29 protein-coding genes, 1 riboswitch and 1 other annotated feature (1 of these 31 cut by a window edge) are annotated in these 26862 nt (G+C 43.9%); of the genes, 16 read left to right on the top strand and 13 right to left on the bottom strand.

The window, feature by feature from the left end; all coding sequences use genetic code 11:
- The first annotated feature begins 78 nt into the window (after window positions 1-78).
- The gene (gene mnmL / locus J7E32_RS08165) at window positions 79-1053 is read left to right on the top strand and encodes a tRNA modification radical SAM protein MnmL/YtqA (RefSeq protein WP_214906206.1); all 975 of its coding nucleotides are present in this window, start codon (window positions 79-81) and stop codon (window positions 1051-1053) included.
- The gene (gene mnmM / locus J7E32_RS08170; RefSeq protein ID WP_214906209.1) at window positions 1043-1615 is read left to right on the top strand and encodes a tRNA 5-(aminomethyl)-2-thiouridylate-methyltransferase MnmM; all 573 of its coding nucleotides are present in this window, start codon (window positions 1043-1045) and stop codon (window positions 1613-1615) included. The genes mnmL and mnmM overlap by 11 nt, the downstream gene beginning before the upstream one ends.
- A 627-nt stretch (window positions 1616-2242) precedes the next feature.
- On the opposite strand, the gene J7E32_RS08175 is transcribed toward mnmM, so the two are convergent.
- Together J7E32_RS08175 and J7E32_RS08180 are read right to left on the bottom strand one after the other, a co-directional pair.
- Complete coding sequence (locus J7E32_RS08175; RefSeq protein WP_214906213.1) at window positions 2243-3337, bottom strand: tetraprenyl-beta-curcumene synthase family protein; 1095 nt, start codon at window positions 3335-3337, stop codon at window positions 2243-2245.
- A 36-nt stretch (window positions 3338-3373) separates the two neighbouring features.
- The gene (locus J7E32_RS08180) at window positions 3374-4177 is read right to left on the bottom strand and encodes an alpha/beta hydrolase (RefSeq protein ID WP_214906215.1); all 804 of its coding nucleotides are present in this window, start codon (window positions 4175-4177) and stop codon (window positions 3374-3376) included.
- A gap of 114 nt (window positions 4178-4291) precedes the next feature.
- Between J7E32_RS08180 and J7E32_RS08185 the strand changes: the two genes are divergently transcribed.
- The gene (locus J7E32_RS08185; RefSeq protein ID WP_214906218.1) at window positions 4292-4810 is read left to right on the top strand and encodes a gamma carbonic anhydrase; all 519 of its coding nucleotides are present in this window, start codon (window positions 4292-4294) and stop codon (window positions 4808-4810) included.
- Window positions 4811-4909: 99 nt separating this feature from the next.
- Window positions 4910-5785: a C39 family peptidase gene (locus tag J7E32_RS08190; protein WP_214906331.1), complete on the top strand. Its 876-nt coding sequence runs from the start codon at window positions 4910-4912 to the stop codon at window positions 5783-5785.
- 3 nt (window positions 5786-5788) lie between these two features.
- Here J7E32_RS08190 and asnB read toward each other — a convergent pair whose 3' ends face one another.
- Both asnB and metK read right to left on the bottom strand, forming a co-directional pair.
- The gene (asnB, locus tag J7E32_RS08195; protein ID WP_214906334.1) at window positions 5789-7684 is read right to left on the bottom strand and encodes an asparagine synthase (glutamine-hydrolyzing); all 1896 of its coding nucleotides are present in this window, start codon (window positions 7682-7684) and stop codon (window positions 5789-5791) included.
- Window positions 7685-7937: 253 nt separating this feature from the next.
- The gene (gene metK / locus J7E32_RS08200) at window positions 7938-9140 is read right to left on the bottom strand and encodes a methionine adenosyltransferase (RefSeq protein ID WP_214906221.1); all 1203 of its coding nucleotides are present in this window, start codon (window positions 9138-9140) and stop codon (window positions 7938-7940) included.
- A gap of 289 nt (window positions 9141-9429) precedes the next feature.
- Window positions 9430-9569, bottom strand: a riboswitch (SAM riboswitch).
- Window positions 9570-10007: 438 nt separating this feature from the next.
- Here metK and pckA point away from each other — a divergent pair.
- A complete protein-coding gene (pckA, locus tag J7E32_RS08205; protein WP_214906223.1) occupies window positions 10008-11597 on the top strand; it encodes a phosphoenolpyruvate carboxykinase (ATP) in 1590 nt (529 codons plus the stop codon).
- Between the two features lie 421 nt (window positions 11598-12018).
- On the opposite strand, the gene J7E32_RS08210 is transcribed toward pckA, so the two are convergent.
- Entirely contained in the window at window positions 12019-12261 is a 243-nt protein-coding gene (locus J7E32_RS08210; RefSeq protein ID WP_214906225.1) for a DUF2584 domain-containing protein, read from the bottom strand.
- 55 nt (window positions 12262-12316) lie between these two features.
- Entirely contained in the window at window positions 12317-13078 is a 762-nt protein-coding gene (locus J7E32_RS08215; RefSeq protein WP_214906337.1) for an alpha/beta hydrolase family protein, read from the bottom strand.
- A gap of 139 nt (window positions 13079-13217) precedes the next feature.
- On the opposite strand from J7E32_RS08215, the gene J7E32_RS08220 reads away from it, so the two are divergent.
- The 3 genes from J7E32_RS08220 to J7E32_RS08230 are packed head-to-tail and all read left to right on the top strand — an operon-like array spanning window position 13218 to window position 15793.
- Window positions 13218-14213 (top strand): ABC transporter substrate-binding protein, encoded by a 996-nt coding sequence (locus tag J7E32_RS08220; protein WP_214906228.1) that lies wholly within the window; start codon window positions 13218-13220, stop codon window positions 14211-14213.
- 16 nt (window positions 14214-14229) lie between these two features.
- Entirely contained in the window at window positions 14230-15006 is a 777-nt protein-coding gene (locus J7E32_RS08225; protein ID WP_214906230.1) for an ABC transporter ATP-binding protein, read from the top strand.
- Window positions 14987-15793 (top strand): ABC transporter permease, encoded by an 807-nt coding sequence (locus J7E32_RS08230; protein ID WP_286182892.1) that lies wholly within the window; start codon window positions 14987-14989, stop codon window positions 15791-15793. Before J7E32_RS08225 ends, J7E32_RS08230 begins: the two co-directional genes overlap by 20 nt.
- A 295-nt stretch (window positions 15794-16088) precedes the next feature.
- Here J7E32_RS08230 and ytkD read toward each other — a convergent pair whose 3' ends face one another.
- Window positions 16089-16556, bottom strand: a complete 468-nt coding sequence (gene ytkD / locus J7E32_RS08235; RefSeq protein WP_214906236.1) for an RNA deprotection pyrophosphohydrolase — start codon at window positions 16554-16556, stop codon at window positions 16089-16091.
- A gap of 87 nt (window positions 16557-16643) precedes the next feature.
- Window positions 16644-16964 (bottom strand): hydrolase, encoded by a 321-nt coding sequence (locus J7E32_RS08240; protein WP_214906239.1) that lies wholly within the window; start codon window positions 16962-16964, stop codon window positions 16644-16646.
- Between the two features lie 253 nt (window positions 16965-17217).
- On the opposite strand from J7E32_RS08240, the gene J7E32_RS08245 reads away from it, so the two are divergent.
- The gene (locus tag J7E32_RS08245; protein WP_214906242.1) at window positions 17218-17475 is read left to right on the top strand and encodes a DUF6154 family protein; all 258 of its coding nucleotides are present in this window, start codon (window positions 17218-17220) and stop codon (window positions 17473-17475) included.
- A 108-nt stretch (window positions 17476-17583) separates the two neighbouring features.
- Here J7E32_RS08245 and J7E32_RS08250 read toward each other — a convergent pair whose 3' ends face one another.
- A complete protein-coding gene (locus J7E32_RS08250) occupies window positions 17584-18024 on the bottom strand; it encodes a Dps family protein (RefSeq protein WP_214906245.1) in 441 nt (146 codons plus the stop codon).
- Between the two features lie 134 nt (window positions 18025-18158).
- Here J7E32_RS08250 and ytzI point away from each other — a divergent pair, with 134 nt between their 5' ends.
- Complete coding sequence (ytzI, locus tag J7E32_RS08255) at window positions 18159-18326, top strand: YtzI protein (protein ID WP_214906248.1); 168 nt, start codon at window positions 18159-18161, stop codon at window positions 18324-18326.
- A gap of 51 nt (window positions 18327-18377) precedes the next feature.
- Entirely contained in the window at window positions 18378-18632 is a 255-nt protein-coding gene (gene yidD / locus J7E32_RS08260; protein WP_041968034.1) for a membrane protein insertion efficiency factor YidD, read from the top strand.
- A gap of 3 nt (window positions 18633-18635) precedes the next feature.
- On the opposite strand, the gene J7E32_RS08265 is transcribed toward yidD, so the two are convergent.
- On the bottom strand, window positions 18636-19199 hold the full coding sequence (locus J7E32_RS08265) for a beta-class carbonic anhydrase (protein WP_214906251.1): 564 nt from the start codon (window positions 19197-19199) through the stop codon (window positions 18636-18638).
- A 222-nt stretch (window positions 19200-19421) separates the two neighbouring features.
- On the opposite strand from J7E32_RS08265, the gene J7E32_RS08270 reads away from it, so the two are divergent.
- The 5 genes from J7E32_RS08270 (at window position 19422) to J7E32_RS08290 (ending at window position 23420) form a co-directional block, all read left to right on the top strand.
- Entirely contained in the window at window positions 19422-20441 is a 1020-nt protein-coding gene (locus tag J7E32_RS08270; protein ID WP_214906254.1) for a metal ABC transporter solute-binding protein, Zn/Mn family, read from the top strand.
- Between the two features lie 119 nt (window positions 20442-20560).
- Window positions 20561-21922 carry a cytochrome ubiquinol oxidase subunit I gene (locus tag J7E32_RS08275; protein ID WP_214906257.1) on the top strand — a complete coding sequence of 454 codons (1362 nt, stop codon included), beginning with the start codon at window positions 20561-20563 and terminating at the stop codon, window positions 21920-21922.
- A gap of 14 nt (window positions 21923-21936) precedes the next feature.
- On the top strand, window positions 21937-22986 hold the full coding sequence (locus tag J7E32_RS08280) for a cytochrome d ubiquinol oxidase subunit II (RefSeq protein ID WP_214906259.1): 1050 nt from the start codon (window positions 21937-21939) through the stop codon (window positions 22984-22986).
- Window positions 22987-23069: 83 nt separating this feature from the next.
- Window positions 23070-23225, top strand: coding sequence for a DUF1540 domain-containing protein (locus J7E32_RS08285; RefSeq protein ID WP_214906261.1), 156 nt, complete (start codon window positions 23070-23072; stop codon window positions 23223-23225).
- Between the two features lie 54 nt (window positions 23226-23279).
- Window positions 23280-23420: a hypothetical protein gene (locus tag J7E32_RS08290; RefSeq protein ID WP_214906264.1), complete on the top strand. Its 141-nt coding sequence runs from the start codon at window positions 23280-23282 to the stop codon at window positions 23418-23420.
- A 69-nt stretch (window positions 23421-23489) separates the two neighbouring features.
- On the opposite strand, the gene J7E32_RS08295 is transcribed toward J7E32_RS08290, so the two are convergent.
- From J7E32_RS08295 to metG, 3 genes are all read right to left on the bottom strand, one after another.
- The gene (locus tag J7E32_RS08295; RefSeq protein WP_214906266.1) at window positions 23490-24122 is read right to left on the bottom strand and encodes a CPBP family intramembrane glutamic endopeptidase; all 633 of its coding nucleotides are present in this window, start codon (window positions 24120-24122) and stop codon (window positions 23490-23492) included.
- Window positions 24123-24128: 6 nt separating this feature from the next.
- Window positions 24129-24929, bottom strand: a complete 801-nt coding sequence (locus J7E32_RS08300) for an alpha/beta fold hydrolase (RefSeq protein WP_214906268.1) — start codon at window positions 24927-24929, stop codon at window positions 24129-24131.
- 89 nt (window positions 24930-25018) lie between these two features.
- On the bottom strand, window positions 25019-26656 hold the full coding sequence (metG, locus tag J7E32_RS08305) for a methionine--tRNA ligase (protein WP_214906271.1): 1638 nt from the start codon (window positions 26654-26656) through the stop codon (window positions 25019-25021).
- 60 nt (window positions 26657-26716) lie between these two features.
- Window positions 26717-26862, bottom strand: a binding site (T-box leader); it runs 131 nt beyond the window's last position.

Here is a 26862-nt window from a genome sequence, read left to right on the forward strand (position 1 = left end):
AATTGGATTCATGTTGTCTAAGTGGTACAATTTTTATTATTCATTTTTTTGACAGACAGGCTTTAGGAGGTTTCTGGCATGAAACAGACCAACCCTTTTCACTATGCTACTGACGATAAACGTTACCATACTTGGAATTACCATTTGCGCAGCCATTTTGGCCACAAGGTTTTCAAGGTGGCACTTGATGGCGGATTCGATTGCCCGAACCGCGATGGCACGGTAGCCCATGGCGGCTGTACGTTTTGCAGTGCAGCTGGTTCAGGTGATTTCGCCGGTGACAGAGTAGAAGATCTCGGCACACAGTTCGCAAAGATAAAAGAAAAAATGCATTCTAAATGGAAAGATGGCAAGTACATGGCCTATTTCCAGGCTTTCACCAATACACACGCCCCAGTCGATGTGCTGCGGGAGAAGTACGAAACTGTATTGAACGAAGAAGGAGTTGTCGGGATTTCAATCGCAACCAGACCCGACTGCCTTCCTGATGATGTCGTGGAATATTTGGCTGAGCTGAATGAGCGGACGTATTTATGGGTTGAACTCGGTCTTCAGACAGTCCATGAAAAAACCGCCAATTTAATCAACCGCGCCCATGATTATAGAACGTACAAAGAAGGTGTGGACAAGCTCCGCAAGCATGGAATCAGGGTTTGCTCGCATATTATCAACGGTCTGCCACAGGAAACTCCGGAAATGATGATGGAGACCGCACAAGAAGTCGCGAAGCTCGATGTGCAGGGGATCAAAATCCATCTTCTTCATTTGTTGAAGGGCACCCCGATGGTCAAGCAATACGAAAAAGGATTGCTTGAATTCCTTAGCTTTGAGGACTATGTCAAGTTAGTCTGTGACCAGCTGGAAATCCTGCCTCCTGAAATGATCATCCACCGAATTACCGGGGATGGGCCGATCGAGCTTATGGTCGGGCCGATGTGGAGCGTCAATAAATGGGAAGTACTAAATTCGATTGACAAAGAATTGAAGCGCCGCGACAGCTGGCAGGGGAAATTTTATACTGGGAACAAAGTGGTGATTGAAAATGAAGCTTGAACGGATCCTTCCATTTGCCAGGAACCTTCTTGAACTGGCCGTGAAACCAGGGGACATCGCAGTGGATGCGACCGTCGGCAACGGGCATGACACATTATTTTTAGCCAACCTGGTCGGGCCTTCCGGCAGGATTTACGGATTCGATATCCAGAATGAAGCACTAATGTCTTGCAAAACAAAGCTTCGGGAACATGAGCTGCAGGATCAGGTCACCCTGTTCCATACAGGACATGAAAACATCACAGAATGCATCCCTCCTTTGCATTTCGGAAAAATTACCGGTGCCGTGTTCAACTTAGGCTATCTACCCGGTGGTGATAAGGACATCGTCACTGTCCCCGAGACAACCATCGCGGCCATCGACCAACTGCTGGAAATCATGGCACCTGAAGGCATTATCGTCATCGTGATTTACCACGGGCATCCTGAAGGCAAGGTAGAACGGGAGTATTTATTGCGTTATGTAAAATCACTGGATCAAAATATTGCACATGTATTGGAATATAAATTTCTTAACCAGAAAAACAATCCTCCATTTATTATTGCGATTGAGAAGAGATAGGATCTTTCATTATGAAGGATCCTTTTATCTACTTATAAACGATTTATGAACACCTCACCTTTATCCAAACTACACTATTAGTTCACTCTATCGGACAAACTGACTGCTCTTTTCTCCAGTTTTGTCCGTTAGAAGGGCTCTATCGGACAAACTGACCGCTCTTTTCTCCTTTTGTGTCCGTTAGAAGGGCTCTATCGGACAAACTGACCGCCCTTTTCTCCATTTGTGTCCGTTAGAAGGGCTCTATCGGACAGATTGACCGCTCTTTTCTCCATTTGTGTCCGTTAGAAGGGCTCTATCGGACAAAACGACAGCTCTTTTCTCCTTTTGTGTCCGTTAGAGGGGCTCTATCGGACAAACTGACCGCTCTTTTCTCCAGTTGTGTCCGTTAGAAAGGCTCTATCGGACAAACTGACCGCTCTTTTCTCCATTTGTGTCCGTTAGAAGAGCTCTATCGGACAAATCGACCGCTCTTTTCTCCATTTGTGTCCGTTAGAAGGGTTCTATCGGACAAACTGACTGCTCTTTTCTCCAGTTGTGTCCGATACGATAAAGCCATCACACCTTAAATATATCCGCTTCCACCAATTACACAGAAAAACCAGGGGGCTCCCCTGGCTTGCAATCCTACTTTATAAACGCCTTAACCACTCCTGAAGGAACCCACCTCTGCAATGACCGATAAGCTCGTCCATTTATATAAAAGAAGTAGCTGACGGGGCCGGCTGTCTTGATCATTTCTCTGGCCAGCTTCCTTATTCTTTCCTGGCGCCTTACTTTTTCATCAGAGAGGTAGACGCCGAGGAGGCCGCGGTTGATCAGTTTATGGAATCTTTGGTGCGGAAGCTTGGCTGTATGATGATCAGCGTTTTCCACGAAATGTCGAAGCCGCTCAAACAAAGCTTCTTCATTTTCATAATAAAAACAAAAGTTCAAATCGCCGCCTTCACGGTCTTCTTCCTGGTCGATGAAATAATCGAGCAGGATATGAAGGCCTTGTATGTAAGGGAAATATCCGTTGCGGATGCTGTCAGCATACTCAGGTTTAAAATCATCGCGAAGCGCGTAGGATACAAGGCAAAAGATTCCGAGCGTCGAGCCGGTGCACGCTGAGAATTCATACCACTCCATGTCGGGAATGTTGTCACGGTGGCCGTCAAACCATGTTTGCAGCCTTGGGACGCGGTCTTTTACCTCGACATGTTTGTGGATTTGCAAGTCGCAATAATAGTCACAAAGCTCGCTCAAATGCTGTTGGATATCCTGGTAGTAATCTAGCTCCGACAGGACTTCCCGGCAGACAGTCACCAGCTCAATGAGATATCCTCCGTCATTCTGGTCTTCCCGCTCGCGATAATAATTTTTCAATTGGCGGTCCAGATTCAAAGCGTCTGCCATTGATTCATGCAGCGCAGCAAAATCGGCCGGATCCAATGATGTACTGCGGTCACAAAGATTATCCAGGTAATCGCTGATCGTCTGGTAAGCAACTATGAAACGGATCGCTTTTTTGTAATTCTTTTTCGCGGTCAGGCTCAAAATCGCGCCTCCTTCGCAATGGAAGGTTTTATGCTCGATGCTGGCCAGTGCCTGTTTCCTTAATTCCGGGTTCGGGATTTCCTCTGCCCTGCTCTTCCAGTACGCCAGCTCCCTGTGTACTTGAGGGAGGACTTGTTTGTATACACGGTACATTAAACTGATTGGCATTGATGGGATCAACATGTATACACTTTCATCCTTTCCATGTAAAACAAATATCTAATAAACATAACCAATTGCCTTGAGTTGGCTGATGACAAAATCGTGTGCGTAGTCAAAAACCTCTTCGCGTTCAGGTTCGTTGAACACCTCATGAAAGCAATTTGGCCACTCTTTATATCTTTTTTCAGAGAGCGGAGCATTATTGAACCATTCCTTCACAGAGCGTTTATCCACAATCCGATCATCACCGCCCTGCACCAATAGTGTTGGAACGTCCTGGACTTTACTCATGCTTTCAAAGGCTTGATCCATTGCCGCGATAAGTTCACGGTACCAGCGGATTGATACCTTGGTAAGGTAGAGTGAGTCATTTGCATCCACAGCTCTCACATCCTCATTTCTTGTGGCCATTTCAACCGTCAGGCCTGGCGACATCCTCATGGCAGGAACTAGTACATTCAGTCCATGCGAAAGCATATCCAGCATTTTAGAAGGATATTTGACCAAACCAAGACATGGAGATGACAAAATGAGTCCGGCAATTTCGACTCGTTCCTCCTGCAGCATACGGATCGCTATAAGTCCTCCCATGCTATGGCCGAGCAAAAAAACTGGCAAATCAAATTCATAGGCTGCCTCAACCCATTCTTTCACTGCCAAAATGTATTCATCAAATGAATCAATATGGCCACGGTTCGCTCTTGTTGTCATGCCCTGTCCAGGCAAATCACCCATTATGACATGAAATCCGGATGAGCGCCAAGCTTCAATCAGCCACCCGTATCGCCTGTGATGCTCGAGGGCACCGTGAATCATAACGATTACTGCCTTCGCATCCCCGTCAGCTTCCCATTTCCACATGACCATTCCCCCACTCAAATACTTTTTCTTTCTTTAAAAGAACTATAATATATAATTAATAAAAAATAAAAATGAAAGCACTGATAAAAACAATTTTATTTAGGAGTGTATTAAATGATTTATCCTTACAAAGGCAAGACACCTAAAATAGCGGATTCCGCGTTTATTGCAGATTATGTAACGATTAGCGGGGATGTCGAAATCGGCGAGGAATCGAGCGTCTGGTTCAACACCTCAATCCGCGGCGACGTCGCTCCCACCATGATCGGCAATAAAGTGAATATACAGGATAACTCTGTCCTCCATCAGAGCCCTAATAATCCTTTGATTCTTGAGGATGAAGTGACTGTTGGCCACCAGGTCATCCTCCACAGCTGCATCATCCGGAAAAAAGCATTGATTGGGATGGGGTCCATTATCCTCGACCAGGCTGAAATCGGAGAAGGTGCTTTCATAGGCGCTGGCAGTCTCGTACCCCAAGGCAAAAAAATCCCGCCGAACACACTTGCATTCGGGAGGCCGGCCAAGGTCATCCGCGAGCTGAATGAAGACGACATCCGTGACATGGAGCGAATCTCAAGAGAGTATGCCGAGAAAGGACAATATTATAAAAATCTCCAAAACAAAGAATAATGATTGATTAAACAAATCCCGCATCAGTCCGATATTAATTTATATATTATACCCTGCAATTTTTAAAATATGCGGACGGGCCAGGTGATCGATGTGGATATGTTATATATATCAATTGCTGCTGTTGTACCTCTGCTAGTCTTGTTTTTTCTGTTAATCCGAAATCAAAATAGCATGATAAAATCCATCTTGATGTTCATGTTTGTTTTTACATTGGTGGCTGGTGCTTTCCTGCTCGAGAATCTTCAGGCTTCACATGTAGCCAAGGCTGTCCAGTCGGTCAAGGAATGGCTTGATGAACCTGAACCAAGTCCGCCACGACAGGCAGCTGCTATCATGGAAGAATATAAACCTGAAATCATTCCTATAAAAAACCAGATTCTCCTGGATGCTCCGGTCATCTGGCAGATGCCTGAGCTTCCTAGAGGATGTGAAGTCACAAGCCTCGCCATGCTCCTGCAGCACCGGGGTATTCAAGTGGACAAGCTGACACTAGCCAGGGAAGTAAAGAAAAATCCGGCCGAATATCGGCTTCATAATGGCAAAATCTATTTTGGCGATCCAAACGAAGGCTTTGTCGGGAATATGTACACCTACACTCAACCAGGTCTTGGTGTCTATCACAAACCGATTGCTGAACTGGCGCAACAATATCTTCCTGGGAAAATAAAGGACCTTACAGGCGCAGAATTCCAGGAACTTAAAATCCACTTATCAGATAACCGGCCAGTATGGATTATTACGAACACTGAATATAAAAGCTTGGACGATAGCTTTTTCCAAACATGGTATACACCTAATGGAGAAGTAAAGGTTACAACAAAAGAGCATTCGGTATTGGTTACCGGCTATGATGAAAATTCCGTTTATTTCAACGACCCGTTAACTGGTGAAAAAAATAAAAAAGCACCCATGAAAGACTTCATGGAAGCCTGGGTGCAGATGGGAAGGCAAGCAATTACCTACCTTCCCTGATTTTTAAGATTGTAAAACTTTCTGAGCCTCATACTCCTTCTGGAAGGAGTATTTTTTTTCGACATAAACATCATGCCACATCATGAACATCAGCACTGTCCAGATTTTGCGGCTGTTGTCAGCCTTGTTCTGGCAGTGGTCATCCAATAGCTTCAATAAATAAGACTTATTGATCAGATGCTCTGTGTTGCTTTCCTTGATGATGTTCTTCGCCCACTCGTTCATTTCATTCTTCAGCCAGTGGCGAATCGGCACCGGGAAGCCAAGCTTTTTGCGTGTAAGAACGTGATCAGGTACAACGCCTTCAGCCGCTTTACGCAAAATGTACTTGGTTGTGTTGTTAGCTGTTTTCAAGCTTGTAGGGATCTTTGAAGCTGTTTCGAAAACAATCTTATCAAGGAATGGTACGCGAAGCTCCAAAGAATGAGCCATCGTCATTTTATCAGCCTTCAGTAGAATGTCGCCGCGCATCCAAGTGTGGATATCAATATATTGCATGGTATCAACCGGATCATAGCCTCTGCTCTCGCGATAAAGAGGCTTCGTGATATCCCTGTAATCGTACTGTCCATTATAAACGTGGAGCAGTTCGCTCTTCTCTTTTTCAGTGAACATCTTCGCGTTGCCAATGTAACGCTCTTCCATAGGCGTTACGCCGCGTTCGATGAAGCTCTTTCCTCTCATGCCCTCTGGCATCATTTTCGAAATGCCCTTCAGCATCGTTTTCCCGACCTGGGGAATCTTGTTGAACATTTCAAGGTCCTGCGGTTCGCGGTAGATATTGTATCCGCCGAATAATTCATCCGCCCCTTCACCAGAGAGAACAACCGTTACATGTTTCCTTGCTTCCCGGGCAACGAAGTACAAAGGTATGGCAGCCGGATCCGCAAGCGGGTCATCCATATGCCACATGATTTTTGGAAGTTCATCCATATATTCCTGCGGACTGATCACATAGCTGATATTTTCAACACCGAGTTTATCAGCCGTTTCCTTCGCGACATCAATTTCGCTGAAGCCATTCTGTTCAAATCCAACAGAAAAAGTCTTGATTCCAGGATGGTATTGCTTCGCAATCGACGCGATGATCGAAGAATCAATTCCGCCGGAAAGGAATGAACCTACCGGCACATCGCTGCGCATGTGGATTTTCACCGATTCGAACAGGACATCCCTGATTTCCTTCGTGAATTCATCCTCAGATTTGTGGATTGGCGAGAAGCTCGCTTTCCAATAACGCTTGATTTCCATCGGTGAGCCGATTTTTTTTGTAAAATAATGCCCTGGCTCAAGCTTGTAAATGCCTTCGGACATTGTATTAGGTTCTGGTACGAATTGATAAGTCAAATAATGCTGCAGTGCCTTATAATCGAGGACATCATTCTCAAGCGCAAGCAAAATGCTCTTCTTTTCAGACCCGAAGAATGTACGATTTTCATCTTCAAAGTAGAAAAATGGCTTGATGCCGAAATGGTCACGCGCACCGTAAAGGGTCTGCTCCTCTTTATCCCAAATGACAAACGCGAACATTCCGCGCAGCTTGTCGACAGCCTGCTCTTTATAATAGCTGTATAGAGCAATGATCACTTCAGTGTCAGAATGAGTTTCGAAGGTAAGCCCTTCCTCAATCAACTCTTCACGAAGCTCAAGATAGTTGTAGATTTCTCCGTTGAAAATGATCCAGTAGCGCTCATTTTCATACGTCAATGGCTGATGGCCAGCCTCAAGGTCAATGATGCTCAGACGGCGGAAACCGAATTGGATATGCTCATCATAGAAATATCCATCATCATCAGGCCCGCGGTGGGTGATGATGTCATTCATATTTTTGAACAGCTGCTTGTCATCGCTGCTGAATTTCTGTGCATTTTCATGTACACAACCGATAAAGCCACACATTATGTACTTCACCTTCTCCATTTCAGATAAAAATTTATTGTTATTTTCCAATGAATTTACTGCCTAAAAACATACCATCTAATACTATCATTAAACACAAAGTTTTTGCAGTAAAATCTGTGGGAAATTTAAGGTAATACTCTATTTTACACCTTTTGGACCACTCGCAAACCAGAGGGCCTTTTTTGTCTTCCCTGATTAGACGGCAAATAATAAAGGGAGTTACATATTTCTATGCAACTCCCTTGTGATTTTATTTTCCTTGAGCTTGAGTGCGAAGTGCCTCAGCCTTGTCTGTACGCTCCCATGGAAGGTCAACGTCAGAACGGCCGAAGTGTCCATAAGCAGCTGTCTGCTTGTAGATTGGCTTGCGCAGGTCAAGCATATTGATGATACCAGCCGGGCGAAGGTCGAAGTTGTTTTCAACAACGTCGATCAATACATCTTCGCTCACTTTGCCTGTTCCGAATGTATCGATTGAGATCGATACCGGACGAGCCACACCGATTGCATAAGCAAGCTGAACTTCAACTTTTTCAGCAAGGCCGGCAGCTACGATGTTCTTCGCAACATAACGTGCAGCGTATGCAGCTGAGCGGTCAACTTTTGTAGGATCCTTACCAGAGAATGCACCGCCGCCGTGGCGAGCATATCCGCCGTAAGTATCAACAATGATTTTGCGGCCAGTAAGACCTGCATCACCCTGAGGTCCGCCGATTACGAAACGGCCAGTTGGGTTGATGAAGTATTTTGTGTTCTCGTCGATCAATTCTGCTGGTACAACAGGATTGATAACATGTTCTTTAAGGTTTCGCTGGATTTGCTCCAGGGAAACTTCCGGGTGGTGCTGAGTTGAAATAACGATTGTGTCGATACGGACAGGCTTGTCGTTCTCATCGTATTCAACTGTTACTTGAGTTTTTCCGTCTGGACGAAGGTATGGAAGAATCTCTTCCTTGCGCACTTCAGTCAGGCGGCGTGAAATCTTGTGTGCCAATGAGATTGGAAGAGGCATAAGCTCTTTTGTCTCATTACATGCAAAACCGAACATTAATCCTTGGTCCCCTGCACCAATTGCTTCGATTTCATCATCTGACATTTGGCCTTCGCGTGCTTCAAGAGCCTGGTCAACACCCATTGCGATGTCAGCAGACTGCTCGTCGATGGAAGTCAAAACTGCGCAAGTTTCAGAATCAAAACCGTACTTAGCGCGAGTGTAGCCAATTTCCTTGACTGTTTCACGAACGATTTTCGGAATATCTACGTATGTAGATGTAGTGATTTCGCCTGCAACTAGTACAAGGCCTGTCGTAACTGATGTTTCAGCAGCAACACGTGCGTTAGCATCTTTTGCAAGGATCGCATCCAAAATTGCGTCAGAAATCTGGTCGCAAATTTTATCCGGATGGCCTTCTGTTACTGATTCAGAAGTGAACAAACGGCGTTTGTTTGACATCTGAGTTCCTCCCTTATTTATAAAAATTGATCGAGGCTGTCCCAATACAGACCTCGGGTTGATACGGTACTCATTCCCTATGTAGTATGAAATAAACGCTGAGTTTTTATTAGAAAAATTTGTTTAGGATTCATGATGAATTTCTTTTTTTTCCTAATTTTCACCCACGGGAGCAATGACACCAAAGAAGGCAGTCCGGTTGCATTCTCATGCATTTGGACAGAAAAAAGCAATATAAAAAACCTCTCCAATTTCGAGGAAAGGTTTATGCTTAAATCCGCGCCTTTCGCTCTTATCGTTCAAGGGCAGTTCCCTTGCGTCAGGTTAGCACCTTTGCCCGGAAATAGCAGCATTCCATAAGCTGTTTTTTCACATCTGCAGGTTGCTGGGTTTCATTGGGCCTGTCCCTCCACCAGCTCGGGATAAGAGAGTATCCGTTCAAGACCAAATCATAACGAAACTACAATTGCATGTCAATGATTTTCTCGGTAAAATTGTCGATTGTTGTTGAAAGTTTTTTTATATAATAAAATGCCTTTAAAACGCTTCTTTTCGCTTGACTATATAAAGAAAGAATTATATAACGCAAGTTAGGTACAAGGTAATTTTTCGAGTCATTAGTATAGATTAATTAAACCAATGTGTTATACTAATACCGAGATGTAAACACTTACAAAAATATTAATCTTTCAAGAAATGCAAAAGCGCCTTGTTCAGCCCCGACAAGCGCTGGAGGGCCGACCGGTGAAGTCGTTCTTTGACTTCATTGGGCGGACCGAAGCGACTCGAGGGGCTAGGCGCTGGCGCTGGACATTTCTCGAGGTTAATATTTAATTTTGAATCTATAAAAAAGGAAGGTATTCTCCGATGAATGTTGTAGGAATATCAAATGAACTTTCAGCATTATTAAAAGGAAGCAATGTAAAGGTGCAGTTATCTGTTCCCCAGCTTGTTGAAAAAGTCTTGAACCGAAACGAAGGCCTCCTGACTTCAACTGGTGCCGTAAGAGCTACTACTGGTAAGTATACTGGCCGTTCACCTAAAGATAAATTCATTGTCGAGGAAGAATCCGTCAAGGATAAAATTGACTGGGGCTCCGTCAACCAGCCGATTTCCGAGGAATCTTTCACAAAACTTTATAATAAGGTATTGAATTTCCTTAAAGAAAAAGAAGAAGTATTTGTATTCAAAGGATTTGCGGGTGCTGATAAGAAATACCAGCTTCCGATTCAGGTAATCAATGAATACGCCTGGCACAACCTTTTCGCACATCAATTGTTCATCCGCCCAACGGAGGAAGAGCTAGTTGATCATGAATCTGAATTCACGGTTATTTCTGCTCCAACTTTCAAGGCAGACCCTAAAGTGGATGGCACGAATTCCGAGACATTCATCATTGTTTCTTTTGAACAGCGCGTCGTATTGATCGGCGGAACAGAATATGCGGGTGAAATGAAGAAGTCGATTTTCTCCGTGATGAACTTTTTGCTGCCTGAAAACGGCATCCTGTCCATGCACTGCTCGGCAAATGTGGGACGTGAAGGCGATGTGGCATTGTTCTTCGGATTATCTGGCACAGGCAAAACAACTTTGTCTGCTGATAATAATCGCCGTCTGATCGGTGATGATGAACATGGCTGGTCAGCTAACGGTGTGTTCAACGTCGAAGGCGGCTGCTATGCGAAATGCATCAACTTATCCAAGGAAAAAGAACCGCAAATCTTTGATGCAATCCGCTTTGGTTCCGTTCTTGAGAATGTCGTAGTCGATGACGTAACACGTGAGGCCGATTATGATGATGGCAGCCTGACAGAAAACACTCGTGCAGCCTATCCGATTCAGGCAATCGAAAACATCGTGGATCCAAGCATTGCCGGACATCCAAACGCGATTGTATTCCTTACGGCCGATGCCTTCGGAGTTCTGCCTCCAATCGCCAAGCTGACAAAGGAACAGGCAATGTACCATTTCTTGAGTGGATATACTTCAAAGCTCGCAGGTACGGAGCGCGGCATTACTTCACCGCAAGCAACGTTCTCGACTTGCTTCGGCTCACCTTTCCTTCCGCTGGCGGCAACAAGATACGCGGAAATGCTCGGTGAAAAAATTGATGAGCACAACGCGAAGGTATTCCTTGTGAACACAGGATGGACAGGCGGAGAGTATGGAACCGGAAGCCGCATGAAGCTTGCATACACTCGCGCAATGGTCCAGGCAGCACTTGAAGGCGAACTGAACAACGTTGAAACCGTCAAAGACGAAATTTTCGGCCTTGATATTCCGTCACACGTACCAGGTGTGCCTGACGACGTCCTTCAGCCAGTCAAGACATGGAGCGACAAAGAAGCCTACTACGCAAAAGCGAATGAACTTGCAGGCAAGTTCCGCGAAAACTTTAAGAAGTTCTCAAACGTACCGTCTGAGATCGAAGAAAAAGGCGGACCGACAGCGAAATAATAGAGCAGTTGATTGAGGCCATCTCCGGGGCAGGAGATGGCTTTTGATTTGGACCTTTTATCAATCTTAAGATTAACATATCCTGGAAGGTGTGCGGGTTTAGACAAAATTACGCTTTGAGCTCATGATTTTGTCCGAAGGTGACCCGGGTTCGGACAAAGTTCCCCTTTGAGCCCGTGATTTTGTCCGAAGGTGACCCGGGTTCGGACAAAGTTCCGCTTTTGAGCCCTTGATTTTGTCCGAAGGTGACACAGGTTCAGACAAAATTACGCTTTGAGCTTATGATGTTGTCCGAAGGTGACCCGGGTTAGAACAAAGTTACGCTTCGAACCCTTGATTTTGTCCGATAATGCCCCAGGTTCGATCAAAGTCCCCCTGTGAACCCGTGGTACGAAAAAACAGAGCACAATATGTGCCCTGCTTAGTTGGTTGAATTCAAGGAAATTAACTGATAAGTAAGTGTTGTAGTGTTTTCTGTCCATTCAACTTTCTTGATGACACCTGTTCCGGTAAGGTCACCTTCGATTGTCTTTTTGACTTCAAGTGGAATGTCAACTGGATAAAGCCTGTAGCCTTCCTTGGTCAGAGTGAAAAAATTGTCTTCGAGCCTTTTTTCCCGGCCCTTCGTCACGATCATTGTATTCAACTCTAATGGCATCCCCATTGTACTCGCTCCTCTATTGTTCATCATTAATATCACTTTTATTTTATCATTGTTGCTATTGTGATTTCATCCAATTCGTTAAGTCGGACACAACTTTCCGGTTCATTACAGGCGGAAAGTAATGCGTGTAGTCATCAAAATACCAGCTAGCGACAGGCTTGTCCAACTCTTTTAACCGCTTCTCGATCCGATAGGAGTGCTCAACCGACACATTGTGGTCGTTCCGGCCGTGGATCAGCAGCACAGGTGCTTTTAGGGCCTCGATATCGTATAAAGGCGTGCGGAACTTATAGCGGTTTGGCACCTTTTTGGGCGACCCGCCGATCACCCTTTTCATCATCCTGCGCAGGTCCTTCCTTTCCACATACGTTAAAAACATATCCGTTACCCCTCCCCAGGTAACGACGGACGCCGTCTCAGGAAACTTAATGGCAGTCAGCAAAGCCATCAACCCGCCGCGGGAAAAACCAAAGACATGGACCCTTTCAACCCATGGCAATGTTTGCAGCAGCTGGAATCCTGCAAATGCATCGACTCGGTCATCGCCGCCAAAGTCCTCATATCCTTCCCCTCCCTGGTTCCCACGGTAAAAAGGAGCGAAAACCGTAAAGCCTTCAGAAGCGAATTGTGCAATTCTGGCAGGCCTTACCTTTCCTACATTTTTAATTCCTCCACGCAGATACAGGAAACCTTCTGTCCCGCTTCCATCAATCGGCTTGGCCAAAAGTCCTTTGACCCGCAGTCCGCCTGCGTAGTATGTCACCATTTGCAGCTCGACTGACGGATTGGGGGAAGGAAATTTATAGGCTGAGATCATTAACCCGTCATTATCCAAAGTAAACACTCCTCTCTTATATGAAATTCTTTAAATTTGGTTCCTGGGCATTCACACATTTTTAGGGAATTCATACGATACTGTAAGCCCAATTTAATACAGTTATTTAGGAGGCATCAATATGAAAAAATGGTTCAAAGCCGGTTTTGCTTTATTTATGGTTGCTGTACTTATTATACCTCTTGCAGCCTGCGGTCAAGACAAGGTACAGACTGTAAAAGTGGCAGAGGTAACGCGTTCAATCTTCTATGCTCCTCAATATGTTGCCCTTGAAAAGGGATTTTTTGAGGATGAAGGGTTGAAAGTTGAATTAACTACAACATGGGGCGGCGACAAGACCATGACAGCCGTTCTCTCTAACGCAGCCGATATAGGACTCGTGGGTTCAGAGACATCCATCTACGTTTATGCCCAGGGATCAAATGATCCAGTCATCAACTTTGCCCAGCTGACACAAACAGATGGAACCTTTCTCGTATCCAGAGAAAAGATCGATGATTTTTCATGGGATCAGTTAAAAGGAGCCACCTATCTCGGCCAGCGTACGGGCGGGATGCCGCAAATGGTCGGTGAATTCGTCCTCAAGAAACACGGCATCGATCCAAAGGCAGATTTAGAGATGATCCAAAATATTGATTACGCGAATATTCCCAACGCCTTTGCTTCCGGAACTGGTGACTTCGTCCAGCTATTCGAACCGCAGGCCAGCATGTTTGAATTGGAAGGCATAGGCCATATCGTTGCTTCTTTCGGAACTGAGTCCGGTCATGTACCATATACCACATTTATGGCAAAACAAAGCTACATGAAAAAAAACCCGGAGACAATCGAAAAATTCACCCGCGCCGTCCATAAGGCACAGAAGTGGGTGGAATCACACAGTGCCAAAGAAACAGCGGAAGTTATCGCACCATTCTTTAAAGATACAGATCTATCGTTAATTGAAACGGTTGTTGATCGATACAAGAGCCAGGGATCATACGCAACTGATCCTATTCTGGATGAAGAGGAATGGCAGAACTTGCAGGATATCATGGATGAAGCAGGGGAACTTCCTGAGGAAGTCAGCCATGACACTTTAGTAAACACAGAGGTGGCAGAAGAAATCATGAAATAACAGGAGGTTGCAGCCAATGGACTTTTTGACATTAACAGGGATCCAGCACACTTATTTCACCCAAACAACTGCTGTCAATGCATTAAATAATATTTCACTACATGTCCAGGAAGGTGAGTTTGTTTCCTTCCTGGGTCCGAGCGGCTGCGGCAAAACAACGCTGCTTTCGATCATCGCCGGGCTGATTGAGCCTACCGATGGGCAGGTAAAACTGGAGGGGAAATCAGTCAAGGAAGCTGCGAATCAAACTGGATATATGCTGCAGCAGGATTATTTATTTCCTTGGAAAACAATTGAGGAAAATATTTTTCTTGGGTTGAAGATTGGCGGAACCTTGGAAGATTCGAAAAAAGCTGAGGTTTTATCGCTGCTAAGGCAAATGGGTTTGGAGAATGTAGAAAAGCATTATCCAAAACAGCTATCCGGCGGGATGCGCCAGCGTGTGGCACTGGTAAGGACACTGGCAACAGAACCTAAGCTGCTCATGCTCGACGAACCTTTTTCCGCATTGGACTATCAAACGAAATTGAAGCTTGAGGACTTGGTTTCACGTACCTTTAAGGCTTTTGGTAAAACGGCGATTCTTGTCACACATGATATCGGAGAGGCGATAGCAATGAGCGACCGCATTTTCCTGTTTTCGCCAAGACCTGGCCGCCTGCATAAAACTTTCTCGATACCAGAGGAGCTAAGGAACTTGAGTCCTTTCGAGGCCAGGAACCACCCTTTATACAATGAACTGTTCCAGACAGTATGGAAGGAGTTGGAGTCAATTGAGCCAGAAGAAAACTGAACTCCTCCATCAAGAATATCTTAAAAAGTTAAGACGCGAGAAAAAAATTGTCCGTATCTATCAATTGCTGATCTTCATTGCCTTTTTTTCCATATGGGAAATCTCGAGCCAGCAAAAATGGATCGACCCGCTCCTATTCAGTTCACCGTCAAAAATCTGGAACATGTTAATCGAAAAGACGATGGATGGTTCATTGGCCGTGAATCTTGGCGTGACATTGGCCGAAACCGTACTTGGATTTATCATCGGTACACTAGCAGGTACAATACTCGCAGCAATATTATGGTGGTCTCCGCTGCTTTCCAGGATTTTGGATCCATACCTGGTAATATTAAATTCGATGCCAAAGGTTGCCCTGGGCCCGATATTGATTGTTGCGCTAGGCACCAATATGACTTCGATTATTGCGATGGGGGCAATCATCTCCATCATCATCACGACTATCGTGGTGTATACCGCTTTTAAAGAGGTGGACCCAAATTATCTGAAAGTGCTGCAGACATTCGGAGCAACTAGGACTCAGAGCTTTCGGGAGGCAATCTTGCCAGCATCTTTCCCTACGATCATTTCTACTTTGAAAGTGAATGTGGGCCTGAGCTGGGTAGGTGTGATTGTCGGGGAATTCCTCGTTTCGGCCCGTGGTCTCGGATATATGATCATCTACGGTTTCCAGGTTTTCAATTTCACACTCGTGTTCCTGTCATTGCTCGTCATCGCGGTGTTCGCGACCGTTATGTACCAGCTTGTCGAACTGCTTGAGAAGAAACTGATCAAAAGCAATCAATAACGAAGCCGGGATTATATGCCGGCTTCTTTTCTGTCTAAAAAATTTCCGGTAAAAATGAACTTGGCCGAAAAAAAAGGATTTTCGCCAATATAATTGTGAACACCGCCAATAAAATCAGATTTTCGCTAATAAAATTGTGAACTCCCCCAATAAAATCTGATTTACGCCAATAAAGTTGTGAACTCCGCCAATAAGATGAGATTTTCGCCAATATATCAGAACCAGGCTTACAAACAACAGTTAATTTCGATGCAATTTATCCACATAACACAAAAAAAGCGGCAATCAGCCACTTTTACAACTTTTCTTGCAAAAACTTAAGACTATGCTTGATCACATCGTCCTTCATGATAAAACTGTACTCTTCCCTCATTCTTTCCACCAGTAAATCGCCGCTTATAAGGACTGGGCCGCCAGTTTCCAGGTAATCATCCTGCAGCAGTATCTTTTCTGCTTCACCGAAAAAGATTCTTTTTACAAATGAATCTTGATTATCACTAACCTGATACTCCCCGATGCTCTCAAGCCTGGATAAGACGGCGCCAGTCTCCTCCATAACCTCACGGCGGGCTGCATCTTCCAAGGTTTCACCTTTTTCCACTTTGCCGCCAGGGAACTCAAGTCCTCTGACTTTATGTTGAGTCAAAAGCCATTTGTCTTGATATTTACAGATGACCAGCACATGTTGCGCCCTTTTTTCAAAGGCATTTTCCTGAAAGGATAAGGTCACCTCTCCGCCGTTTATATCTTTAAACTTTTCCATAAAAAGTTCTCCCCCGCCATTAAACATGTTCTAATTATATAGAAAATTAGACAATGAATAAACCGCAGACATCTGTCTGCGGCTGTTCTATTTTTCAGGGAGGATCCCCATGCTTTCAATATGGTTCTTGGCTTCGTCATCGCCTAGTTTATAAATCATTTCATAGGTCTGGATCAGTTGTCTGTCGAGCGCATCATTTTCACGATCATAATGGTATTGCACATATGGAACGTGCGCCCGCATGAAATTCTGCCAGCCTGTTGAATGGCCCTGATCGAATATTTCCCTTAACGCGGTGATTTCTTCGTCATCTGCCTCAATTTTAAAGTTCCATGGAGATGCAGTTGAAACGCTTTGAATCTCGCCATCACTGATGTTGATATAATATGTTTTTTTGCCTTCTGGCATATGCCTCACCTCATGGATATCGTTCCCTGCGTCTATATTCGTTTATACTGAATATCTTTAAAATAAATAATTTTTTCTGCCCTCCAAATTACTCTTCAAGTTATCTGTATGTTAAAATTAAACCAAATAAAGATACAGGTAACTCAGCAACCCAACAGGAAAATACTTCAATTTCAAGGCATATTTTTTCCGCTGGAGGGTATTAAATAATTATAAGGAATTATGGACGATTAAGAAGGAGAGGTGAAATCTAATGAAACTGATTGATGAGCTATACGAACTGTACCGCAATAAATTGACCGGTGATGAAGAGGATATCGATATGCTCGCTTTTGCCTTCCTTGAAGAAATGAACCGCGAGGACTTGTTGAAAATTATCCAGGACCTTGATAAGCAGGAGCTTTATGATTTGATGGGCCTTTACTTAATCGAGAGCTTGAAAGGAAAGTTTGCTCAGGATGATTTCGGCGCGCGATCTGTCAATCCATATCCTTCCCGGAATGTGCACTAATCCTTGTAACTAACCATACATACAAACCGGCTGCGTGCCGGTTTTTCTTTTTGCCTTATTTTCCTAGATCACTGAAAAAAACTGGCCGATTTACCGGCCAGTTTCCTTTTATCCAAGATAAGCTTTGAACATCCACATATGCTTGCGAAGGCTCATTTTCACTTCTGTCATCATATCTGCTGTAGCTGTATCTTCTGCTTTTTCTGCTAGTTCAATTGCTGCCTGAAGCTCGTCCACGATTGTGGCAAAGTCATCATGCAGTTGTTTGACCATGTCCTCTTCTTTTTCTGAACCAGATGCTTCTTTGATCGAGGATAATTCAAGGTACTCTTTGAGCGTTGCAACAGGCTTTCCTTCCAATGCAAGAATTCTTTCGGCGAATTCATCAATGATTGTCGCTGCTTCGTTATAAAGCTCTTCGAATTTTACATGCAGCGTGAAAAAGTGCCGCCCTTTTACATACCAATGATAGTTGTGAAGCTTCGTGTAAAGAACCGTCCAGTTTGCAACTTGCTTGTTAACCGCTTGAATTAAATCTTTTTGTGCCATAGGTTATTCATCCTCCCTTTTAGTCATAGTTTATATTCCCCTTTCTGTCTTATAAAAAACATGCTGCCAGCAACTTTTTACCTATATCGGAAGAGAACATGCTACAATAATTTTGAAGCAAAGGAGGCCCTTGTATGTATACCGTTTTGATTATTTCAGTCATAATCGTTATCATTGTTTTAATATTAAGTGTAGTCACCACTTCAAAGGCATATCAGTATAAACATACCGTCGATCCGGTTGACAACAATAACAGCCATGCAGACTCTAATGAACCAAAATCTCAGGATGAAAATAAATAAAAGGAGCTGGAAATCAGCTCCTTTTTAGAGTTTAAAGAAGGGATGAACACCATGTTAAAAAAAGCATTCATCGGGATTATCCGTTTTTACCAGGTTGTCATTTCGCCATTAAAGCCGCCTACATGCCGCTTCTATCCTACATGCTCACATTACGGGCTTGAAGCGATTAAAAGATTCGGTCCCTTCAAAGGCGGCTGGCTGACGATTGTACGCATCCTTAAGTGCCAGCCCTTCCATCCAGGAGGCATGGACCCGGTACCGGAAGAGTGGCCATCAAAGAAAAACGCTAAAGCTCATAACCATTAAAAATTACTTTTCATAGCCATCGATTACTTGATCAAGCCTTCCCGTTGAAGGATCGATCACAAGGCCATGAACCGGAACATCCTTAGGCATCAAGGGATGGTTTCTAACGATTTCGACACTGTGGGCAACGCTGTCCTTGACGTTATCGAAACCGTGCAGCCATTCCTTCACGTCTATTCCGGAGTAATTCAATGTATTCAGCATGTCATCGCTGACTCCACGCCTTTTCATTTCCTCAATCATGCCATCCGGCTTCATTCCACTCATGCCGCAGTCGTAATGGCCAATGATCGCCACTTCCTCCGCCTGCAGCTGGTAAACTGCGACAAGCAGGCTTCTCATGATACTTCCAAACGGGTGCATGATTAGCGCACCGGCATTTTTGACAATTTTCACATCACCATTGCGGATATTCAAAGCTCTTGGCAAAAGTTCAACAAGCCTCGTATCCATGCAAGTTAAAATAACCATCTTTTTATTCGGAAACTTAGTCGTAGTGAATTCTTCATATTTCTTTTCAGTTACAAATTTCTCATTAAAATCAAGGATTTCATCAAGCATTCGCATATATTCCTTCTCCTTTTAAAAGTTTTCTTTCTAATAGAATACCGTAAACTGAACGTGAACAAAAATATTTTACTTGATTTTGCTGTCATCCTTTTGTATGATACATAAGGTAAATCGTAACCATTACGAATTAATATTTTTGTATATGAATAGAAAACTAATAACAAATAAACTCCAATTCCTAAATCGTAATGAGTCCGTTTTGACTATCAGGAGGCACATATGAAAAAAACTGCATTTATTTTATCTATATTTATGGTCTTTGCTGCTTTTCTAAGCGGCTGTGGGCAGAATGCTACTGATCAAAAGAAGAACGATGACCTGTTTCAAGTCTATACCACTGTATACCCACTCCAGTTTTTCGCACAGCAAATTGGCGGTGATTATGTAAATGTTGAAACCGTTTATCCACCGGGAGCAGATGAGCATACATTCGAGCCCTCCCAAAAAGATATGATGGCACTGGCAGACGCAGACTTATTTTTCTATATCGGCCTGGGCCTGGAAGGTTTTGTTGATAAAGCCAGTAAGACTCTTAAAAATGAGGATGTAAAAATGGTACCGGTTGGTGAATCTTTGCATCTGGATGAGGCTGCCCATGAAGATGAGGTTCACACTGAGGATAGCTCGACTGAGGAAGGTCATGATGAAAAAACTCATGACGAAGAAGAACATGCTGATGAAGAGCATTCAGAAGAGGATGGGCACAATCACGGAGATTTTGACCCTCACGTCTGGCTTGATCCGATTTACGCAAACGAGCTGGCACTCGCAATCAAAGAACAATTATCAGAACAGATGCCTGAACATAAAGATACTTTCGAACAGAATTACACAGAGCTGACTGCGCAATTAAAGGATCTTGACAAGGTATTCTCAAAGGTTATTGGTTCAGCCAAACGCAAGGAAATCCTTGTATCACACTCTGCCTTTAGTTATTGGGAGGAGCGTTACGGAATCCAGCAAATCAGTATTTCTGGCCAATCAACTACTAATGAGCCATCTCAAAAAGAGCTTCAAAAGTTGATTACCTACGCCAAAGATGAAAAAATCAAATATGTTTTGAACGAACAAAATTTCAACTCCAAGCTGGCAAAAATGGTCCAGGAAGAAATCGGTGCAAAATCGCTAACTCTTCACAACCTTTCCGTATTGACCGATGAAGATCTTAAAAATAATGAAACCTACTTCACGTTAATGGAAAAAAATATCGCTACCCTTGGAAAAGCGTTGAATGAATAATAATTGGTTGCCTCCTTATTTGCGGGAGGCTTTTTTTATTGCCTTTGAAATTTGAGCACATATTATCTATTAAATTGAAAATAATATTGGGAGTTATATTACGGAAAGGAAGTTAAATAATGGATGATGTTTTAATTGCCCGCTCTCTATTCGGCACAACAATGGGTTTCCATATTATCAATGCCACCATCGGGGTTGGATTGCCATTGATGATTCTGGCGGCAGAACTTCTCTACCAGAAAACCAACGATAGTGATTATGCCGTCATGGCTAAAAGATGGACAAAAGCATTTGCGGTGACATTAGGTGTCGGCATCCCAACCGGAACGATTGCAGGAGTCCAGCTCTCTCTTCTATGGCCAGGATTCATGGAAGTTGTCGGCAGAGTAATGGCTCTGCCATTTCAGATTGAGATTTATGCTTTTTTTATCGAGGCTTTATTCATGTCTATCTATGTTTACGCAGCTGACAGGATCTCACCTTGGATGAGGATCGCCAGTCTAACCCTTGTAGCTCTCGGCGCTCTTGCTTCAGCTGTGCTGATTACGAATGTTCACGCATTCCAGGGTACACCAAGAGGGTTCCGTGTGGAAAACGGTGAATTAGTGGACATTGACCCATGGGCTGCCTTTTGGAATCCAAGCTTTGTCGTAACAGGCGGGCACGTTGTCGTCACGGCCTATATGACCGGCGCATTCATCATCGCCACTGTAGCTGCCTATAAAATGTTGAGAAGTGATTTTGGTTCAAGAGTGTATAAATTCCACCAGAAGGCCCTTATGGCCAGCTTGATCATAGGCGGGATATTCTCCATCCTGACAGCCGTCAATGGTCATTCTGCCGCCCAATACCTTCATGAATACCAGCCTGAAAAATTGGCAGGTGCTGAAGGGCTTTTTGAGACACAGAAATATGCGCCTCTTGCTATTGGCGGATTCACCGACCGGGAGACTGAATCGGTCAAATGGGGAATCGAGATACCATGGGCATTAAGCTTCCTTGCGGGCAATTCATTTGACACCGAGGTAAAAGGACTGAATGATTTTCCCGAGGAACATTGGCCGCCACTGTTTATCCATACACTATTTAATGCAATGGTCGGTGTCGGGATGCTGTTGATCACTCTCTCTATGATTGCCTTTGTCTGGAACAAAATTTTAAAGAAAGAAAAGTTCCCGAAATTCCTGATGTGGCTTTTTGTCGCTACAGGTCCTCTAGCCATGCTGGGAATCGAATTCGGCTGGGTTTTTGCTTGTACCGGCAGGCAGCCTTGGGTGATCTATCATGTCCTTTCAACGGAGGATGCTGCAACCACCGCTTCAAACCTGGGTATTTTATTTATTCTGTTTGCCGGGGTTTACGTTTTACTCGGGGTAATGGAAATCATTGTGCTTCGTTACTTCTTCCGGAAAAATACAGTTTTAGATGATTTAAACAGGGCACAGCAAAAAGAAATCCCTTTGTATGGTTCCAACTCATGAAAGGATGATCCATTTTGACTGACGCGCTAACTGCCATCACCGTACTGTGGGGCTTCGTCTTTATCTATGCTGTCATGGCGACAATGGACTTCGGAGCAGGGTTCTGGTCGATGGTTTATATCAATAAAACAAAAACAAAGGCAACGAATATTGCCAACCGCTATCTGTCGCCGACCTGGGAGGTCACGAATACCTTTATCGTTGCGCTTGTTGTCGCGGTTTACAGCATGTTTCCTAGAGCTGCTTACACTTTGGGAACCGTATTGCTGATTCCCGGCAGTATGATTTTACTGCTATTGTCATTGCGAAGTGCTTTCCTTGTTTTTTCGAATATTGCGGAGGATTATCGGAAGGTGCTCACTTATATTTCTGGAATTAGCGGAATTCTGATTCCTGGCTTGCTGATCAGCGTCCTGCCGATCACCCATGGCGGTTTCGTAGAGTTTACGGCTAGCGCACAGAATTTGGATTTGGGCAAATTGTTCACAAGTCCAAATGTCTACGCTTTTATTGGTTTCGCTGTCGCCAGTACACTTTTCCTGTCATCCCTGCTGCTAGCTGATTATTCCAAAGCCTCCGATGAGCTTCAGGCTTATCACGTATATAGGCGTGATGCATTGATTATGGGGCCGATTTCGCTATTCATGGCTTTTGCGATCATGCTGACATTAAGAAATGAAGCAGCTTGGATTTACGATAAAATGATGGATGACCTCTCCATTCTGATTCTTTCGGTTATATTATTTCTGATCGGAGGTCTGGCACTTATCCTTCCATCGATAAATAATAAATCACTCAGAGGAATTCCAAGGCTTGCAGTCATCTTGATCACATTTCAATACCTGGCAGCAAGCTATGTTTACGGAAAGGCTCATCTGCCTTACATCGTATATCCAGAAGTAACAATACAATCCGCTTTTACAGACCCAAACTCATTCCGGGCTGTTTTCACGACATACATCGTCGGATTTTTAATCCTTTTTCCCGGCTTTATTTATTTTTGGAGTCTGTTCATGCAGGATAAACGGTACTTGCGGCAGAAAAAAACGAAAGAACAAACTTAAAGCTTCCTGAATTTAGCGGGAATTACCTGCTTCAGTTCGCTGCATGCTAAGGTTGTATCAAACCAAAAAGGAGTGGTACACCGATGGCAAAAGATGTATTATGTGAAGTCAATAACTGCCAGTATTGGAAGGATGGAAATCTTTGCAGTGCCGATCAAATATATGTTGTCAGCCATGTCGGCGAGACAGCCGATAACAGCCGGGAAACAGACTGCAAAACCTTTGAAGCGTTGAGTTAATTAGAAAAGCGCATGCGCCTTGTTCAGCCCCGACAAGCGCTGGAGGGCCGACCAATGAAGTCGTTCTTTGACTTCATTGGGCGGACCGAAATCGAAAAGTGTAGCCGACTGCCCAGAAACGCAGAAACTGGAGACTCGGAGTTTCTAGGAGGCGAATCTAGACAAGCGACTCGAGGGGCTAGGCGCTGGAGCTAGACAATTCTCAAAGTGAAAATTATACTTTATCTCATGAATAAGACCGGGTCAGCCCCGGTCTTTTTATATTTACCGTATGATAAACCAATACACACAGATGATTCCCAAGTCACTCAGAACATGGCCGAAGATCGCGGCTGTTATCGTCCCTGTTTTCTCTCTTATATAACCCCAAAATATGCCCGCAATGAAGACAGGCACAGCTGCAATAATGCCATAAAAACCGTCGAAAATCGGAATCACCGAGAGCAAATGGTACAAAGTATAAAAAGCTGCCGTCATTAACACCGCATACTTCGCTGACCCTTCCATTCTCAGCTTTTCATAGATATGCCCTCTCCAATAAACTTCCTCCAGAATCGGATTAGCCACCAGCAGGACCAGCACGAGCCATATCTCACCGGGTCCAGAAAAACCCCATTCCCAAAGCAGAACCCTTAATTGATCGATATCCATAAGATAAATATGCAGCCATTTTATCCCCCAAAAAATGAATAGGAAAAAGAGCAGACCGCTCCCAAATCCCAACATAACAGCCTTGCTTGTCACTTTGAATCTTTCCCTTTGAATTCCACGTCCAAGCAACGGGACTGCAAGAAGCCAGCTATAAAAGAGTATAAAGGCAGCTATGACGCTCTCCAGCACTTGCAGCCCGATGAAAATCATGAAAGCAGGTCCAAGCAAAAGTAAAAGTCTTTTCATATCCACCTACCCCAGTCCTGCTTGCTTCTCTTTATTATCATTGAGCGGCTTTAAAAAAGCGTCGACAATCGCATTAAATTCATAATGTGACCTGGGTGGCAGCTGATGGGTGCCACTCTTTATATACACCACTTGGGTTTGGGGAGCCTTTTTTTGAAAAGGAATGCGGTAGCGGTGCATCGGCTTTTCCAGTGAACCGTATATCAGAAGGATAGGCATATCCAGCTTATGAAGCTGGCTGGTGGAATCATAATGCAGCCCAGATTGGATATACTCATACGAACGCTGAGCATCTGATCGCCTGGCTAACTCAAAGATTTCTTTTTCATCTTCATAATCCAATTTATGAAACTTTGCCTGCCATTTTGCAGCAAGAGACACTTGACCGAATTTAACCATCAGCTGCACTAACTTAATTACAAGCTTTGGGATAAAAGTATCAATCTTTGAAAAACCGCCAGACAAGATTAACGCAGCTGAGCGTTCAGGATACCTCAGTGCAAATTCCTGGGCAACCAATCCGCCATGGGAATATCCGCATAGCACAGCTTTGTGAATACCTATTCCATCCAGCAACATTTTTAGATCATCCGCAAGTCCCTCTATGCTTAAATATTTGTTTCCCTTCGAACTTCGCCCATGCCCGGCAATGTCGTAAAAGATGGTCTTACAGCGATCGGATAGTGCCTCTTGATACTTAAAAACATTGTGCCCCATCACAAAAGGATGAATGAACACAACAGGCAGCCCATCACCTTTTATTTGATAGTAAAGTGAGAGAGAGTCATCGATTTTGGCATATGGCATAAATAGTTCAACCCCTTTATGCTTGCCTTTACCCGAATTTAAGGCACGGTAAATAACTTTTATTTTTGACCTTTTTAAAAATAAGAGTTTTAAACATTCTCTCGTCTCTTCAACTCTTCCAGCTCGTGGGTGATTAGGTCTGGATCAAGTCGTTCAAATAATGGTTCTACATGATTTAGGCCAATTGATTTCACTTCTATAGGGACCCAGCTGTGTTCCGTTATTAGCAGCATGCCTTTAACCTTTTCGCTTGAAAAAGGAAGGAATGGCGACAGGATATTGGCAAGGTTCGCAATGATATATATGCTATCCGCCAGCGTCTGCTTGCATGCTTCAGGGTTTTCGTCCACCTGCTTCCATGGTTGTTGTTCATCGAAGTATTTGTTTGCATATCTCACTAATTCAAACACTTTTTCCAGTGCTTTTTTAAAGCTGGCGTTTTCAATATTCCTTCCCGTTTCTACGTAAAGCAAATCTACTCTGTTCACTATTTCTTTGTTAATCTCTTTTTCAGGAAGAACGCCTCCAAATGACTTTTGAATGAATTTCAAGGTGCGATTCACCAAGTTCCCATAAGCGCCCAACAGTTCACTATTGTGACTATAGATTAACTCCTTCCATGAAAAATCTGCATCCCGGCTTTCCGGTGCATTAATGGCCAGAAAATAGCGGATTGAATCCGGGTCGTATTTTTCTATGATATTCGGTACCCAAACTGCCCAATTTCTGCTTGTGGACAATTTTTTCTTTTCCAATGTGAGATATTCATTAGAAACGATGTGGGCAGGCAATGCATCGATATCAAGTCCTTTAAGAATCCCTGGCCAAATGATGGTATGGAACGGGATATTATCTTTCCCATGTACATAATAGGATTGAGCGCCAGAATTCCAGAACGCTGCGTCTTCCTGTCCCGTTTCTTCAGCCCAAAGCTTGCTTGCTGTGTAATAACCTGAAACCGCCTCAATCCAAACATAAATTTTCTTCTCTTCATAGCCTTTAACAGGCACACTTACCCCATTAGGCAAATCCCTGGAAACTGCCCGATCCTGAAGGCCTTCATGCAAGTATCTCTTCGTCAAAGATATGGCGTTCTCTCTCCAGAGCTGATTTTGTTCAGCATTCTGTGTATACTTATCCAATTCATTTTGGAGTGAACTTAACGCAAAGTAAAAATGCTGAGTTGCTCTCGTTGTTGGCGGAGCGCCGCATATTTTGCACTTTCTCTCCAGCAAATCGAGCGGTTCAAGTACGCTTGAGCAATAATCACATTGATCACCACGAGCGTTCGCTCCGCACTTTGGACAAGTTCCCTCTACATAACGGTCAGGCAAAAACTGCTGGTCCTGCTCACAATACGTCTGTTCAATTTCCTTCTTGTAGATCAACCCTTTATCAAGCAGCTTCAGAAAGATTTCCTGAACGATTTTATGGTGGTGGGCGGTATCGGTTCTTGTGTAGATATCATACGAGAAACCAAGTTTAGCAAAGCTTTCCTTGAACTCATGGTGGTATCTGTCAGCAATTTCTTTTGGTGACACACCTTCTTGTTTCGCTCTAATTGTAATCGGCGTCCCATTGCAGTCACTGCCAGAGACATATAGAACCTGTTCTCCTTTTAAACGGTAATACCTCGCTAAAATATCCCCGGGCAGCAGGCTCGAAATATGCCCCAGATGCATCGAACCATTAGCATAAGCCCATGCTCCTCCGATAAAAACACTCATTTTGAAGACCTCCTTATAAAATTGAAAAAAAATAAAAAAACCCCGCCCTTAACTGCAATAGTTAAGGACGAGGTTTGGGATCCCACGTGTTACCACCTTATTTCGCAAACGGTTCACACCATTTGCCTCAGCAAGTACGGAGCATATGATTGCCTGCTCTTATACTGTGACATTGATAACGAGTGCCAAATCTCGCCGTAACCTAC

Source organism: Bacillus sp. ISL-55, from assembly GCF_018613155.1.
Taxonomy (GTDB): domain Bacteria; phylum Bacillota; class Bacilli; order Bacillales; family Cytobacillaceae; genus Mesobacillus.